Raw genomic sequence first — 14,588 nt, forward strand, 5'->3', positions numbered from 1 at the left:
GCCAGATATGAAGTTAAGAACAGGAGTTAAAGAGTTTTTCAAGTAATGGTGGGCCCACCTGGACTCGAACCAGGGACCAAAGGATTATGAGTCCTCTGCTCTAACCAACTGAGCTATAGGCCCATTCAGCGAACGCTGTCTGGAAAATGTTCCCCTGAGGGAACAAAGCGGGCGCCATTATACCGGGGAGGTGCGGCGCCCGCTACTGTTGTGATGCTTATCCGTTGCCTTGATCGTCAATAAAGCCGCGCAAATGGTCGGATCGGGAAGGATGACGCAGTTTACGCAGTGCTTTTGCTTCGATTTGACGGATACGCTCACGGGTTACGTCGAACTGTTTGCCGACTTCTTCCAGAGTGTGGTCCGTGTTCATCTCGATGCCGAAGCGCATACGAAGCACCTTGGATTCGCGAGCAGTGAGGCCGGAAAGCACGGAGCGTGTGGCTTCGCGAAGGCCTTCTGCCGTTGCCGAGTCCACAGGCGAGAGCGCTTGAATATCTTCAATGAAGTCGCCCAGATGGCTGTCTTCATCGTCACCAATCGGCGTCTCCATGGAGATCGGCTCTTTCGCGATCTTCAGCACTTTACGAATTTTGTCTTCCGGCATCTCCATGCGCTCACCCAACTCTTCCGGGGTGGGCTCGCGGCCCATTTCCTGCAGCATCTGGCGGGAAATCCGGTTGAGCTTGTTGATGGTTTCAATCATGTGCACCGGAATACGAATGGTGCGTGCCTGATCCGCAATAGAGCGGGTGATGGCCTGACGAATCCACCAAGTGGCGTAGGTAGAGAACTTGTATCCACGACGGTACTCAAACTTATCAACGGCTTTCATCAGGCCGATGTTGCCTTCCTGAATTAGGTCGAGGAACTGTAGGCCGCGGTTGGTGTACTTCTTCGCGATAGAAATAACCAGTCGCAGGTTAGCCTCAACCATTTCTTTCTTGGCGCGGCGGGCTCTTGCTTCGCCAATTGAGACCCGGCGGTTAATTTCTTTGATATCTACAACGTCTAGATCCACTTCAGTCTGCACATTCATGATGCGCTTCTGGAGGCGGACTATCTCATCCATGCGCTCGTTAATGGCAGCAGCGTAAGGCTTTTTGCTTTTGGCAATTTTTTCGCCCCATTCCAGATTGGCTTCATTGCCAGGGAATGATTTGATGAAATCCTTTCGTGGCATTTTGCATTCGCGAACACAGATCTTGAGAATTGCGCGCTCGTTCTCGCGAATCAGATCGTTGGTAGAGCGAACTACGTTGACGAGTTCATCAAACGCTTTGTTGCCAAGTTTGAAGGGCGCGAAAATCTGCCCCAAATCGTTCAATGCAACCTGAGTTTTCTTATCTGCACGGCCATGCTTGGCCAGAAGCTTTTCGGCTTCATCGAGCTTTTCCCGGAGCAGCTCAAAACGCAAGCGCGTTTCTTCCGGATCTGGCCCGCTCTCTGGTTCTTCTTCCTCTTCATCGTCGTCTGCATCCTCGTCAGACTGGTCTTCGTCTGAGGTTTCAGGCTTCGGAGGAGGTTCCGGCATAAACGGCTCTGCACCGTCTGGGTCCAGAAAACCGGTGATGATGTCGGTGATACGACCTTCGTTTTCAATGATGCGGTCGTAGGCTTGAATAACGGTGCCAACAGTACCCGGGAAGTGGGCAACCGCTGCCATAACATCGCGAATGCCTTCTTCGATGCGCTTGGCAATAACGATCTCGCCTTCACGGGTCAGCAGCTCAACGGTACCCATTTCGCGCATGTACATGCGAACCGGGTCTGTGGTGCGGCCAGCATCAGATTCAACAGCGGCAAGAGCGGCGGCAGCTTCAGCGGCAGCGGCTTCGTCAGCAGTGGAATCGCCATCGGTCATCAGCAGAGTATCGGCATCCGGTGCTACCTCGGATACCTGAATGCCCATGTCGTTGATCATGCGAATGATGTCTTCGACCTGATCCGGGTCGGCAATGTCTTCCGGGAGGTGGTCGTTTACCTCGGCGTAAGTCAGGTAGCCTTGTTCCTTGCCTCGTGCGATGAGGTCTTTCAATCTTGATTTCTGCGAATTGCCTGACATAGACACCCTGTGAACTCGCTTAAATAAATAAAAAATGAAACAGCCATTATAGCTGTCGCTCTAATGCACTGCCACCGAATGGTTAGATGGTGATCAATGCGCCAAGTTTCAAGTGCTGTTCTCGGGAGTTCCCCCGCTCAGCTCTCGCAGCTCTTGCCGTTCCTCGGCGGTAAGGTTTGCGAAGTTGCGTAAAAGTGTAGCCAGTTTTTGTTGTCTTGCTGCTTCCTCGTTCGGGTTTAGCAACTCTCGAGCTGCGGTCAGAGTGCTTTCCCGTGACGGTATGTGTTCTATACCGTCGAATAGATTGTAGAATTCTTCACGTGCCTGACTGTCCAGCGCCAACGCGGTTATAAGTGATTTCCGGTAACGAATTTCCCGCTCCAGAATAAACTTGGCAAAGGCCTTGGCCTGATTGTACTGCCGGGAGCCGCTGGCAAGCTCGGTGACTTCACTGGCCAGATCGGGTGCTTCCAGAAGTGCGAGGCACAAAATGCTGTCTTTGCTCAGTTTTACGTCAATGCGTTCTTCCGTAACGCGATCCCGGCGTTCGCCTTTCCAGTTTCCCCATTGCTGTGGCTTGCGGCCTTGCCATTGGTTTCGGCCCCCACAAAGGCGGAGCATTTCATGCCACATGGCATCCCGGAGGGTGCTTCTGGGCATTTTGTTCAAAAGCGGTTCAGCTCTGGCTCTTAGTTCGCCCCGGTTCTCCGGCAGTTGCAGATCCAAACCTTCGCTCTGACGGTCAAACAAGTACCGGGAGAAGGGAGTCGCGCCCTCGATACGCTTCTGAAAAGCTTCTGCACCTTCTTTACGTATCAGCGTGTCTGGGTCTTCGCCTTCCGGTAGCATCAAAAACTGCAAGTGCAGCCCGTCTGCCATAAGTTCCAGGGCGTTATCCATGGCTCGGTCCGCGGCTCTGAATCCGGCCTGATCGCCATCAAAGCAAAAGACGATATGTCTAACCTGCCTCAATAAAGCAGTGAGGCTATCCTGATTTGTTGCTGTGCCCAAAGTCGCAACGGCGAAATGGATGCCATGCTGGGCTAGCGCAATCACATCCATGTAGCCTTCTACCACAAGCAGCTTGTCGAGCTGCTTGAGCGCCTGTTTTGCTTCGAACAGGCCGTATATTTCCCGGCTTTTGTGAAATACATCAGACTCGGGGGAGTTGATGTATTTTGCCTTGTCATCGCCGAGCGTCCGTCCGCCAAAGGCGATGGTTTTGCCCCGGCTGTTGCGGATAGGAAACATGACCCGGTTGCGAAAAAGGTCCCGCGGTCTGCCGTACTTGTCAGACACTGTGCCGGTTTCGATCAGCGGTCCCTGCAGATCTTTGCTTGCGGCATCAAACAGTGCAGTTCCCGCGGTTGGCGCATAACCCACCTGATACTGCTGAATAATGCTGATGTCTAACCCGCGCTGCTTTAAATAATCGCGTGCAAAGTTGCCTTGTGGGCCGTGAAGCGCTGAATGGTAAAAGCGGCTGGCAAAGTCCAGCGCGTCGGTTAGCGTTCGCGCCTGCTGGATTTCCTGCTTGGCGGCCTGATCATAGGGCACTTCAAGCCCGGCTCTGCGTGCCAGTTCTTCAACGGCATCGGTAAAGCCCAGACCTTCGAATTCACGTATAAAACTGATGGCGTCGCCGTGGGCGCCACATCCAAAACAATGGTAGAAGCCTTTATCTGGCCTTACATTGAATGACGGCGTTTTTTCATCATGAAACGGACAGCATGCCTTATAGTTGGCACCGGCTTTCTTGAGTGTGATGCGCGAGCCGACCAACTCTGCCAGATCTACCCGGTCGAGCAGGTCTTCAACAAAGCGTTGGGGGATCAGTCCGCTCATAATGGCTCCACATCAGGCCCGTTACACACAAGGGCCAATAGCCAAAAATGCCGCCGAAGCCAGGCCCCGGCGGCATTTTTTGGTCGCTCTGTGCAGCCTGCGGCTGAACAGGCAATCAGTGCTTTGCAGTCAAGCGGCGTCTGCGGTAACTCAGTACAGACGCTCGAACTTGCGCTGTTCCCGCTGAAGCTTCTTGAGATGACGCTTAACGGCAGCGGCTGCTTTACGCTTGCGAACGGAAGTCGGCTTTTCATAGTGCTCACGACGGCGTACTTCTGAAAGTACACCGGCTTTCTCGCAAGAACGCTTGAAGCGACGCAGTGCTACGTCAAACGGTTCATTCTCTTTCACTTTAACAGCTGGCATTCGACAATCACCTACCTGATAGATTCGGTTTCATTTAGATGCGCATCTGGCGTTGCCAGACTGGCTCGATTCTCTCGATCACTGGTCAGATTGGCTAAAACTCGACCAGTTCGTAATTTAGGGCGGCAATGATAGCGCTTGGATCGTGGCAAGGTCAATGTTTGTTCGATGAAACTGCCTGTGAGTTTCGGGTTTCTGCTAAAATGCGCCCCGTTTATTCATTCACGCCAACCGATGTGGCCAGATTATATGCTGATTCTGGGTATTGAGACTTCCTGTGATGAGACCGGCGTCGCGCTTTACGACACCGAAAAGGGCCTGCTTAGCCACGCGCTGTTCAGTCAGATCGATATGCATGCCGACTACGGCGGAGTAGTGCCCGAGCTAGCATCCCGCGATCACGTTCGTAAACTTTTGCCTTTGTGTGATCAGGTGTTAGCTGGGGCGAAACTTACCCGCGAAGATGTTGATGGCGTTGCCTACACCGCCGGGCCGGGCTTGATTGGGGCGCTTATGGTGGGAGGTTCGGTTGCCCACGCGCTGGGGTTTGCTCTAGGCATACCAGTGCTAGGGGTGCATCACATGGAAGGTCACTTGCTGGCACCCATGCTGGAAGACAATCCGCCAGCTTTTCCGTTTGTTGCTCTGCTCGTTTCGGGCGGGCATACCCAGTTGGTGCGGGTGGACGGCATTGGGCAATATCAAATGCTTGGTGAGTCTGTAGATGACGCAGCAGGTGAAGCCTTCGATAAAACCGCCAAAATGTTGGGTTTAGACTACCCCGGCGGCCCACGGGTGGCTGCGTTGGCTGAAAAAGGTACCGCCGGCCGTTACCGCTTTCCTCGCCCAATGACGGATCGGCCGGGTTTGGACTTCAGTTTCAGTGGCCTTAAAACCTTCACTCTTAATACGGTCAATGCGGAAAAAAAATCTGTGGAGGGGCTGAGCGATCAGGTTCGCGCCGATATTGCTCTGGCGTTTGAGACGGCAGCCGTCGAGACTCTGGTGATTAAGTGTCGACGGGCCCTAGAGCAAACAAGCTGTGACCGGCTTGTGATTGCTGGCGGGGTGAGTGCCAACAAACGGTTGCGGGCAGGCTTGGAAAAGATGGCAGCAAAGTTACGCGCCCATGTATTCTACGCGCGCCCTGAATTCTGCACCGATAACGGGGCAATGATCGCCTATGCGGGTGCCCAGCGCTTAAAGGCAGGGCAGCGTGATGGAGATCGAATTGTAGCTGTGCCCAGATGGCCGATGAATACATTGCCAGCACTAGATGAGGCTCGCTCAACTGGGCTTGTTGATTGAGTTGGCCCCGGGACGCTAGAGACCGATTTCCCGCCCTTGGGCCAGTCGTATGAGATTGTTGCGGTGTCGCACAACCACCAAAAGCGCGAGTAAGCCGAACAAAGGAAGGTTTTCTGGTTCGATGAACGCGCTGATCAATGGCCCGCTTACAACCGCGACTACTGAGGCCAGAGCAGAGATGCGCCAGCGCCATAAAATCAACAACCAAATAGCGGCCATGACAGCTGTGGTAATGGGGGCTAGTGCAAAACCGGCTCCCAGAGCGGTTGCGACCCCTTTGCCGCCTTTGAATCGGTAGAAGGCAGGGACCATATGCCCGGTAACAGCGAATAGCGCAACCATAGCTTGCGCCAAAACGGATAGCCCAGCGCTGTACGCGAGCCAAACGGGTAGCCAGCCTTTTGCAGCATCCAAAGCCAGAGTCATGGCAGCTGGTCGCCAGCCGCCGGTGCGGTAAACATTGGTTGCGCCGGGGTTTCCCGAACCTTGCGCCCGGGGGTCCGGTAGCCCCCAAAGTTTGCAGACGGGCAGTGCAAACAACACTGAGCCGCCAAGATAGGCCGCCGCGCACAGTAAAACAGTTGTTACCGGGTCACTCAGGGGCATTTGCAGTCTCAGAGACGAAGACGTGTCAGGGTGATGTGTGCGAAAATGCCGGCCCTCAATTTGCGAGCTGGCGCGTTTACAGTAGCCGCAGTTTGTATGTTATTCAATCAGCAGAGCGTGGAAATGCCCCGGGAGCCCTTCTTGGCAGACAGCGTATTGATCGAAGGATTGGTCGTAGAGACCGTGGTGGGAGTCTACGACTGGGAGCGTGAAGTAACCCAATCGCTCGTTGTGGACCTGGAGATGGCATGGGACAACCGTATTCCGGGGGGCTCTGATGATGTAAAAGATGCGCTCGATTACGCATCGGTCAGCGAGCGCGTTGATCGCTGCCTGAAAGAACTCAAGCCGAAGCTGCTAGAACATGGTGCAGAGGTTCTGGCGGGTGTTCTGCAGCGTGAATTTGGCGTTGGCTGGCTTCGACTGGTACTGCGTAAGCCTGGGGCCGTGCCCGCTGCCCGGTCGGTGGGTGTTTGCATCGAAAGGACTGCTTTGAAAGGAGAGCCCGGTAATGCCTGATCAAGTTCCGGTTTATATCAGCATTGGCAGCAATATTGATAGAGAGCGTTATGTGGTTGCGGCTTTGGACGCACTGGTAGGTTGGTTTGGTGAATTGGATATTTCGCCAGTGTATGAGAGTGAAGCCGTAGGGTTTGACGGCTCACCGTTTTTGAATCTGGTTGTGGGGGTAAAGACTAACCTGTCTGTAGGTGAGCTTTCACAGCACTTTAAACAGTTAGAAGCCGAGAATGGCCGCAGAAAAGAGGCACCTAAATTCAGCGCCAGAACGCTGGATCTCGACATTCTCACCTATGGAGAAGCGGTGGGCCGATTGGACGGAGTCGAGTTGCCCAGGGCTGAAATTCTAAAAAACGCGTTTGTGTTGAGGCCTTTGGCGGATGTTGCTCCGGCCGTTAAACATCCAGTTTGCCGGAAGACTTACCGTGAACTCTGGCAGATGTACAACACTGATCAGAAGCTCTGGCCGGTAAACTTCAGCTGGCAGGGCAGGGTGATTTCAGAGGCCGTTTGCTGAGCGGAACAGTGCAATCAGGTTGTCGGTAGCGCTGTCACTTGTTTCGCCAGAGTCTTTAGGCTTCAACAATCTTGGCAGAATGTTTTCGCCCAGTTTTTTACCCAGTTCAACTCCCCATTGGTCGAACGAATCCAGATCCCAAATTACGCCCTGAACATAGGTGCGGTGTTCGTACAATGCAATCAGAGCCCCCACGGTTTCCGGAGTTACCTTTCTCATCATCAGTGTGTTGCTGGGCTGGTTTCCGGGTATCACCTTGTGTGGCGCCAACCGGTCTATATCTGCATCCGCCATGCCGCTGCTTGCCAGCTCCGCTTTGGCTTCTTCAAGTGTTTTACCAATCATCATTGCGCGGGACTGGCCCAAGCAGTTGGCGAACAAGTCAGCGTGATGTGTGGCAACGGGGTTGTGGGTTTGCAGCGGTATGATGAAGTCGGCTGGAACCAGTCGTGTTCCCTGATGGATAAGTTGATGGTAGGCGTGTTGACCGTTAGCGCCTACTCCGCCCCAAATTACCGGCCCTGAGTGATATGCCAGTGGCTTACCCTGCTGATCCACGCGCTTACCGCTGCTTTCCATGTCGAGTTGTTGCAAGTGGTCTGGCAGGTTACGTAGGTAGTGGTCGTAAGGCAGTATGGCGTGCGTTTCTGCGCCCCAAAAATTGCTGTACCAAATGCCTAGCATAGCCATGACAACGGGCAAGTTTTTTTCCAGCGGTGTCTCACAGAAGTGAGTGTCCATAGCGTGGGCACCGGCGAGCAGTCGCCGAAAGTTATCCATACCAATGGTCAGTGCCACAGGTAGCCCGATAGCAGACCAAAGAGAATAGCGCCCACCTACCCAATCCCACATTGGGAATACGTTGTTGGGGTCGATGCCAAATTTCTGTGCCGCAGCCTTGTTTGCGGTCACAGCCATAAAATGGCTGGCGACAGCCTGATCATTCCCACCATGCTCTATAAACCACTTTCGGGCGACCTTGCTGTTTTCCAACGTCTCGCGCGTGCTAAAGGATTTGGATTGAACCAAAAAGAGCGTGGTTTCAGGATCAATTTTTGCCAGAGTTTCGCAGATTTCCGTACCGTCAATATTGGCCACATAATGGCAGCGGAGCCCGGATTCCCGATATGGCTGGAGTGCTTCCGTTACCAGCTTTGGGCCGAGAAACGAGCCACCGATACCAATACTGACGACGTCCGAAAACGCTTTTCCCGTAAATCCCGTGCGTGTCTGGCCCAGCACGTCCCGAACAAAGGCTTCCATACTCGCCAGCGTTGCACTTACTTCCGCTGTCACGTTTTGGCCATCGACCACCAAAGAGTCTGTTCCGGGGTTGCGCAGGGCGGTGTGCAGGGCGGGGCGGCTTTCGGTAATATTTACCTTGTCGCCGCGTAAAAGGGCTGATCTGCGTTCTTCCAGCTTGCGGCTGCGAGCTAGATCCATCAGCGCCGTGAGCACTTCGTCGGTAAGCCTGTTTCTGGAGAAATCCAGAGACAGGCCCGCGCCATTGATAAAATACCGGTTGGCCCTGTCCGGGTCGTCTGCAAACAGCGCCTTCATGGGGCGGTTTTGCAGGCTATCCCGGTGAGCCAGTAAAGCCTGCCATTCGGGTGAAGCGGTCAATCCTGAGTGCGACGAGGGCATCCGAGAGTCCTTTCCTGATGGGTCGTAGTGCTTCAGCGGGTGATTGAAATATTATCAATGAGCCGAGTGTTACCAAGGAATGCCGCAGCCAGCAGGGTAATGTCGCTGTCCTCGGGTGTGGCGGGCTTCAAGGTGAGGCTGTTGGCTATATTGAAGTAATCCAGGCGCAGCCCCGCAGCACTCAGGCTGTTGCCAGCTTCGTTGGCCAGAACTTGGAAGTCGCTATGGCCTTCGCTAATTTTCGCGGCGGTGGCTTGAAGCGTCTGGTAAATTACCGGAGCGATTGTGCGCTCTTCTTCGGATAGGTAGCCGTTGCGCGAGCTTTTAGCTAAGCCATCTTCTTCCCGAATGGTTGCAGCACCAATCACCTCAACCGGAATCATTAAATCGCGCACCATTTTGCGAATCACGGCCAGTTGCTGGAAGTCTTTTTCGCCGAACACCGCAAAGTCCGGCTGAATCATGTTGAAAAGAACAGAAACAACCGTTGCAACACCTTCAAAATGCCCCGGGCGGCTGTCCCCGCAATGCCCGGCACTGACTTCCGGTACTACGACGCGGGTGTGGCGCGCAAGGCCGTCCGGATAAACTTCGTCTGCCGTAGGGGCAAAGACCAGAGTATTCCCCGCTTCACCAAGTTTGTTTTGGTCGTCAAGCAGTGTGCGCGGGTAGGTGTCAAGATCTTCGTTGGCGCCAAATTGCATTGGGTTTACGAAAATACTGGTGACCACAATGTCGGCCGCTTCAGCTGCTTTGCGAACTAATGAAATGTGCCCCTCGTGAAGGTTGCCCATAGTGGGCACCAAACCAATGGTTTTCTCCTGCTGGCGGTAACCGCGGAGTATGGCGCGCAATTCTTTTAGCGAATGGATGGTTCTCATGCCTTGAACGTATGCTCCTCGGCGGGGAAAGTGCGCTCACTTACGGCTTTTGCGTAGGCGGCGATAGCCTCCGGGATGGAGCTTGTCTCTGCCAAAAAGTTTTTCACAAATCGCGGCTTGCGGCCGGTGGTAATACCCAGCATGTCGTGTAGTACCAGAATCTGACCGTCGGTATCCGCGCCTGCGCCAATTCCGATAACCGGAACCTTGACCGCTTGAGTGATTCTGGCAGCCAGCGGCGCTGGTACGCATTCTAGCAAGATAATGTCTGCGCCCGCCGCAACCAACTCGCAGGCGTGATTGATCATCAGTTCTGCCGATTTTTCGTCGCGACCCTGAACCTTGTAGCCACCAAACTTATTGACGAACTGGGGAGTCAGGCCTAAATGTGCACACACGGGCACAGCGCGCTCTGCTAGTGCACTGATGGTGTCTTTCATCCAGTCTGTGCCTTCCAGTTTGACCATGTGTGCGCCTGCACGCATCAGTTCTGCAGCATTCTCTAATGCGGCATCTACGGTGCCATAACTCATGAAAGGCATATCGGCCATAATGAGCGAACCACGATTGCCTTTGGCTACGCAGCTAACGTGGTACACGATCTGATCCATGGTAACGGGTAAGGTGCTGTCGTGGCCCTGAAGCACCATGCCCAGCGAGTCGCCAATCAGAATAACGTCTACCCCGGCTTCGCTGACTACCTGAGCAAAGGTGGCATCATAAGAGGTTAGGGCGGAGAAGGCTTCGCCCTTCTCCTTGTATTCCCGCAGGGTATTGATGGTAACAGCCATAAAATCCTTGCCTTTTGGGTAGGTGGGCCAAGACCGTGCCGGGATTTCCGGCGTTCAGTTGCTAAGGGTAATCCGGAGGTGGAAGCTTGCGCAACCGGTTGTCAGGGCATTGTGCCCTTAGGGTGACGATTTCTGTGCCATCCGGCAGCGTTAAATCAGGTTTCAGATCTAATAATGGCTGAAGAGCAAAATCTCTATTATGGAGCTCTCGATGGGGAACAGTAAGTCGCTCGTCATCCAATGCGTGAGTGCCGAATATCAGCAGATCAAGATCAAGCGTGCGCGGTCCCCAGTGCTGAAGTCGCTCCCGTCCATGCGCTTGTTCGATGGTCTGAAGCTGGTCTAGCAGTGCGTGGGGCCCAAGCTCTGTCGAAATCCATGCTGCGCCATTCACAAAGTCGGGTTGGTCCTGCGGGCCCACAGGGCTGCTGGTATAAAAAGGCGACTGCGCAATCAGTGTCGTTTTTGGTAGCGCAGCCAATCCCGCCACAGCGCGTGCCAGCTGTGCGGCGGGCTCTTTCAGGTTGCTGCCCAGACCAATAAAAGCGTCGGTTTTCATCAAGGCGCTGGCCGTTTGACCGGTTTGCGGCGTCGCCGCTTTTTCGGCGCGTCGTTGCTGAGCTCTGAAAGCATGCGCTCTTGTCCGCGTTCGTCTAAGCGCTGGAATTCTGTCCACCAATCACCAAGGCCGGGTTCGATTTCACCGCAGTCTTCCCGAACCAGCAAGAAGTCGTAGGCGGCACGAAACCTTGGGTGACTCATGGTTACAAAGGCTCGCTTGCCTTGGCGGCGGGGCAGACGCATCTGGAGTTCCCAGATTTCCTTCATTGGGCCAGAGAAGCGTTTGGGTATAGACGTTGCCTGTACTTGCCTGCCAATAACTTTGCCAATAGCTCCGTGCAGGGCTGGCTGTACCGGGTCGCCGTTATCTTGGCGCTGGCGCCACTCTTTTTGTAGAGCGGGCCAAAGCATGGCTGCAAATAAGAAATAGGGGGTAACGGATTTACCTTGAGCGATGCGGGCGTCGGTATTGCGCAAAGCTTGGCGGATTAACTCATCCGACTCACCAGCCTCGATAGCCCTGACGGTTTCGGGGAATAGTGGCGCCAGCAAATTGTAACGGGTTAGCAGATTGTAGGTCGCCTCGCCGTGCCCAGCAGAAAACAGCTTGAGCACTTCTTCAAACAACCGTGCTGGTGGAATGTGGGTCAGTAACTGCGACAGCGCCTGAATAGGGGCTTCGGTTTCCGGCTCTATATCAAAACCAAGCTTAGCTGCAAAGCGGATGGCGCGAAGCATGCGCACCGGATCTTCCCGGTAGCGGGTTTCCGGGTCGCCGATTAGGCGCAGCTGCTGATTTCTCAGGTCTTCAATGCCGTTCGCAAAGTCGACAACAGTGAAGTTCCGGATGCAGTAATACAACGCATTAACGGTGAAGTCTCGGCGCAATGCATCTTCTTCTTGGTTGCCGTAAACATTGTCTCGCAATAACAAGCCATGCTCGCTGGTTTTGCGATCATCGTCGGTGTTGTCGTTGTCAGCTTCCGCCGCGTTACCACGGAAGGTGGTTACTTCGATGACTTCGCGCCCGAAGACAACATGAACGATTCGAAAACGTCGACCGATTAAGCGTGAGTTACGGAATAGGTCGTGGACTTCTTCCGGGGTGGCGTTGGTGGCTATGTCGAAATCCTTGGGCCGTTTCCCCAGTAGAATATCGCGAACGCCGCCGCCTACAAGGTAGGCCTCGTAACCTGCGTTGTTGAGTCGGCTGAGCACCTTTTTGGCTGGCTCGCTTATTACAGAACGCGAGACGTTGTGCTGGTCTCTGGGAACTTCCCGTCGTTGGTAAACCTGAGCCTTTTTCTTCCCGTTACCGGGCATGAAGGAGCGGAGCTTGTCGACGGATTGCTCGAAAATGGAGGAAAGTGATTTTGGCATTGAAATCCGTGGTTGCGTTGAGCAAAACCGAGAGTTTAACGGTTTGTGCAGGATTTGCACACGTTTGCCTTCGAATCTGCATGCCCCACATAATCAAAAGGCGGATCCGCCTACGCGAATCCGCCCTCAAAATATTGACGATCTGCATTATTCTTATTTTTTTGCCGGGATTCTTCTTAATTTTTTTACCCCACCGTTTAACCCCAAAATGGGACCTTTCAGCAGTACAAACGGAAAGCTTTGAACACAATGAGCAGTCAAAGACATCGAACAAGTCATTGGTAGGTGCTACGTCACCTCAAGGGTGATTCTTCTCTGCATCTCTACAACTCGTAAACGCCAAGGGACTACCAAAAAAAAAGCAAAGTACCCAAAACACTCAGTTCGCTCACGTTCTCTTTTTGTTTTTGTTACTGAACGTTTTCCTGCAGCTTTTTGTTTTTGTTTTGACGCTGCCTTGTCACTCTTGTTTTTGTTGTCGTGCGCTAAAGAGGTTGCAGTTGGCGTGCCAGTTTACGAATATTGTTTATTAACAGTGGGTTATGTTTTTTCGGTATGTAAGTGTTACCCCGTATTCAATATAAGTGTTACCCGAAACACCTGTTTTTCTCGCAAAGTGTTACCGGCGGGAACAGGCGGTAACATCTGACTGAGCGTTCATATTTTGCTCGAGTGATTGAATTGGTGATTTTTTGCCACCAGTCAGTTTCCCGATGTTTTTTTGCGAGGTATGCCAAGCCGCTGTCGGCGCTCCCAAAGGGATTTTCGGCTAATGCCCAGCTTTTGGGCTAACTCGGTTTCGCTCATGCGATCCTGATTCTCCAGCACAAAGTGCTGGAAGTAGTCCTCCAGGGACAGGTCATTAGTGCCGTCTGTGTCTCGCGTGTGGACCTGTTCGTTGTTTCCCTCCACCAAGGTTTCGGGGATATATTCCTCTCCTCCCTCACTATCGAGGTCCAGCAGCGACGGCGTAATGATATCGCCATCGCAGAGGATGCTGGCGCGCTCAATGGCATTCTCCAACTCTCTCACGTTGCCCGGCCAGCGGTGCCGTTCAAGCGCCCGCATGGCTTCGGGGCTTAGGTTTAGGTTGGGCCTGCCTACCTTGTTGCCTTGAACGGTAAGAAAGCGCCGAGCAAGCCCCAGAATATCGCTCTGGCGTTCCCGCAGGGGAGGAATCCGTATTTGCATTACGTTAAGCCGGTAGTAAAGATCTTCCCGAAACTCGCCGGTGCGAGTCATGGCTTTTAGGTTGCGGTGGGTGGCTGCGATCATGCGCACATTCACTTTTCGGCTCTGAGTTGAGCCCACTTTGCGAATTTCGCTTTCCTGAAGAACGCGCAACAAACGAGCTTGGGCCTCTGCCGGGAGTTCGCCAATTTCGTCCAGAAACAGGCTTCCGCCGTCGGCGGCTTCGATCAGCCCGGTTCTTGCGGAGACTGCACCCGTGAAAGCGCCTTTTTCATGGCCAAACAGTTCGGATTCAATGAGGCTTTCGGGAATAGCTGCGCAGTTTACCGAGATCAGTGGTTTGGCAGCGCGCGGGCTCAACAGGTGCAGCGCGCGGGCAACCAGTTCTTTACCTGTGCCAGACTCCCCTTGCACCAGCACGGTTGTCTCTGTTGGTGCCACTTTTCGAATGAGTGTGAATACCCTCTGCATGGGTTCGCACTGGCCGTACATAATGCTGGCTGGGTCACCATTTTCTGATGCAGCCGGGCTGTCTGATTGATGTTCTTGTGCCGGGGACATGGTGCGCGCGAGAATGCCCTCCACGGCAGCTAGCATCTCATCGTGGTCAAAAGGCTTGGCAATATACTCCACTGCGCCCATTTTCATGGAATCGACCGCTGAGCGCAGGCTGGCATAGCTGGTCATGATTAAAACTGGCGTATTCGGTGCGCGGTTGATCAGTTCTGTGCCAGCGGCGCCGGGGAGACGAAGGTCTGAAATAATCAAGTCAAACTGGTCGGGATCGTAGTTTTGCTCGGCCTCCTCCACCGAGCCGACGTCTTCAACGTCGTAGCCTGCATGTAACAGCAGTTTGCGTACAGCGGAGCGAATAATATCTTCATCTTCCACGATCAAAATACGGGGCATAGCAG

At 53.7% G+C, this 14,588-nt stretch carries 13 protein-coding genes and 1 tRNA gene; 3 read left to right on the forward strand and 11 right to left on the reverse strand.

All coding sequences use genetic code 11. The annotated features are described in order from the left end of the window. Positions 1–46: 46 nt before the first annotated feature. From MWU62_RS15210 to rpsU, 4 genes are all read right to left on the reverse strand, one after another. A tRNA-Ile gene (locus MWU62_RS15210) sits at positions 47–123 on the reverse strand. A gap of 94 nt (positions 124–217) precedes the next feature. Then, positions 218–2,065: an RNA polymerase sigma factor RpoD gene (gene rpoD / locus MWU62_RS15215; protein ID WP_247115688.1), complete on the reverse strand. Its 1,848-nt coding sequence runs from the start codon at positions 2,063–2,065 to the stop codon at positions 218–220. Positions 2,066–2,173: 108 nt separating this feature from the next. Next, positions 2,174–3,910 carry a DNA primase gene (gene dnaG / locus MWU62_RS15220; protein ID WP_247115689.1) on the reverse strand — a complete coding sequence of 579 codons (1,737 nt, stop codon included), beginning with the start codon at positions 3,908–3,910 and terminating at the stop codon, positions 2,174–2,176. A gap of 150 nt (positions 3,911–4,060) precedes the next feature. Continuing rightward, the gene (gene rpsU, locus MWU62_RS15225; protein WP_072794797.1) at positions 4,061–4,276 is read right to left on the reverse strand and encodes a 30S ribosomal protein S21; all 216 of its coding nucleotides are present in this window, start codon (positions 4,274–4,276) and stop codon (positions 4,061–4,063) included. A 249-nt stretch (positions 4,277–4,525) separates the two neighbouring features. Between rpsU and tsaD the strand changes: the two genes are divergently transcribed. Continuing rightward, positions 4,526–5,584 (forward strand): tRNA (adenosine(37)-N6)-threonylcarbamoyltransferase complex transferase subunit TsaD, encoded by a 1,059-nt coding sequence (tsaD, locus tag MWU62_RS15230; protein WP_247115722.1) that lies wholly within the window; start codon positions 4,526–4,528, stop codon positions 5,582–5,584. Positions 5,585–5,599: 15 nt separating this feature from the next. Here tsaD and plsY read toward each other — a convergent pair whose 3' ends face one another. Continuing rightward, complete coding sequence (gene plsY / locus MWU62_RS15235; RefSeq protein WP_247115690.1) at positions 5,600–6,190, reverse strand: glycerol-3-phosphate 1-O-acyltransferase PlsY; 591 nt, start codon at positions 6,188–6,190, stop codon at positions 5,600–5,602. Positions 6,191–6,286: 96 nt separating this feature from the next. Here plsY and MWU62_RS15240 point away from each other — a divergent pair, with 96 nt between their 5' ends. Both MWU62_RS15240 and folK (MWU62_RS15245) read left to right on the forward strand, forming a co-directional pair. Further along, a complete protein-coding gene (locus tag MWU62_RS15240) occupies positions 6,287–6,709 on the forward strand; it encodes a dihydroneopterin aldolase (RefSeq protein WP_247115691.1) in 423 nt (140 codons plus the stop codon). Then, entirely contained in the window at positions 6,702–7,226 is a 525-nt protein-coding gene (folK, locus tag MWU62_RS15245) for a 2-amino-4-hydroxy-6-hydroxymethyldihydropteridine diphosphokinase (RefSeq protein WP_247115692.1), read from the forward strand. The genes MWU62_RS15240 and folK (MWU62_RS15245) overlap by 8 nt, the downstream gene beginning before the upstream one ends. On the opposite strand, the gene pgi is transcribed toward folK (MWU62_RS15245), so the two are convergent. From pgi to MWU62_RS15275, 6 genes are all read right to left on the reverse strand, one after another. Next, positions 7,209–8,870: a glucose-6-phosphate isomerase gene (gene pgi, locus MWU62_RS15250; RefSeq protein WP_247115693.1), complete on the reverse strand. Its 1,662-nt coding sequence runs from the start codon at positions 8,868–8,870 to the stop codon at positions 7,209–7,211. The two genes, folK (MWU62_RS15245) and pgi, sit on opposite strands and share 18 nt — an antisense overlap. Before the next feature lie 32 nt (positions 8,871–8,902). Then, entirely contained in the window at positions 8,903–9,751 is an 849-nt protein-coding gene (panC, locus tag MWU62_RS15255) for a pantoate--beta-alanine ligase (RefSeq protein ID WP_247115694.1), read from the reverse strand. Beyond that, positions 9,748–10,542 carry a 3-methyl-2-oxobutanoate hydroxymethyltransferase gene (gene panB / locus MWU62_RS15260; RefSeq protein ID WP_247115695.1) on the reverse strand — a complete coding sequence of 265 codons (795 nt, stop codon included), beginning with the start codon at positions 10,540–10,542 and terminating at the stop codon, positions 9,748–9,750. The genes panC and panB overlap by 4 nt, the downstream gene beginning before the upstream one ends. A gap of 61 nt (positions 10,543–10,603) precedes the next feature. After that, on the reverse strand, positions 10,604–11,101 hold the full coding sequence (gene folK, locus MWU62_RS15265; protein ID WP_247115696.1) for a 2-amino-4-hydroxy-6-hydroxymethyldihydropteridine diphosphokinase: 498 nt from the start codon (positions 11,099–11,101) through the stop codon (positions 10,604–10,606). Beyond that, positions 11,101–12,426, reverse strand: a complete 1,326-nt coding sequence (pcnB, locus tag MWU62_RS15270; protein ID WP_247115723.1) for a polynucleotide adenylyltransferase PcnB — start codon at positions 12,424–12,426, stop codon at positions 11,101–11,103. Before pcnB ends, folK (MWU62_RS15265) begins: the two co-directional genes overlap by 1 nt. Before the next feature lie 759 nt (positions 12,427–13,185). After that, complete coding sequence (locus MWU62_RS15275) at positions 13,186–14,583, reverse strand: sigma-54 dependent transcriptional regulator (protein ID WP_247115697.1); 1,398 nt, start codon at positions 14,581–14,583, stop codon at positions 13,186–13,188. Positions 14,584–14,588 lie beyond the last annotated feature (5 nt).

The sequence above is a fragment of the Marinobacter sp. S6332 genome, assembly GCF_023016045.1.
Classification (GTDB): domain Bacteria; phylum Pseudomonadota; class Gammaproteobacteria; order Pseudomonadales; family Oleiphilaceae; genus Marinobacter.

Bases quoted from the DNA above. Each gene is read 5' to 3' on its own strand.
- MWU62_RS15240 (WP_247115691.1), top strand. From the start codon at position 6,287: ATGTTATTCAATCAGCAGAGCGTGGAAATGCCCCGGGAGCCCTTCTTG.
- plsY (WP_247115690.1), bottom strand. From the start codon at position 6,190: ATGCCCCTGAGTGACCCGGTAACAACTGTTTTACTGTGCGCGGCGGCC.
- pgi (WP_247115693.1), bottom strand. From the start codon at position 8,870: ATGCCCTCGTCGCACTCAGGATTGACCGCTTCACCCGAATGGCAGGCT.
- MWU62_RS15275 (WP_247115697.1), bottom strand. From the start codon at position 14,583: ATGCCCCGTATTTTGATCGTGGAAGATGAAGATATTATTCGCTCCGCT.
- folK (WP_247115696.1), bottom strand. From the start codon at position 11,101: ATGAAAACCGACGCTTTTATTGGTCTGGGCAGCAACCTGAAAGAGCCC.
- panC (WP_247115694.1), bottom strand. From the start codon at position 9,751: ATGAGAACCATCCATTCGCTAAAAGAATTGCGCGCCATACTCCGCGGT.
- tsaD (WP_247115722.1), top strand. From the start codon at position 4,526: ATGCTGATTCTGGGTATTGAGACTTCCTGTGATGAGACCGGCGTCGCG.
- panB (WP_247115695.1), bottom strand. From the start codon at position 10,542: ATGGCTGTTACCATCAATACCCTGCGGGAATACAAGGAGAAGGGCGAA.
- dnaG (WP_247115689.1), bottom strand. From the start codon at position 3,910: ATGAGCGGACTGATCCCCCAACGCTTTGTTGAAGACCTGCTCGACCGG.
- rpsU (WP_072794797.1), bottom strand. From the start codon at position 4,276: ATGCCAGCTGTTAAAGTGAAAGAGAATGAACCGTTTGACGTAGCACTG.
- pcnB (WP_247115723.1), bottom strand. From the start codon at position 12,426: ATGCCCGGTAACGGGAAGAAAAAGGCTCAGGTTTACCAACGACGGGAA.
- folK (WP_247115692.1), top strand. From the start codon at position 6,702: ATGCCTGATCAAGTTCCGGTTTATATCAGCATTGGCAGCAATATTGAT.
- rpoD (WP_247115688.1), bottom strand. From the start codon at position 2,065: ATGTCAGGCAATTCGCAGAAATCAAGATTGAAAGACCTCATCGCACGA.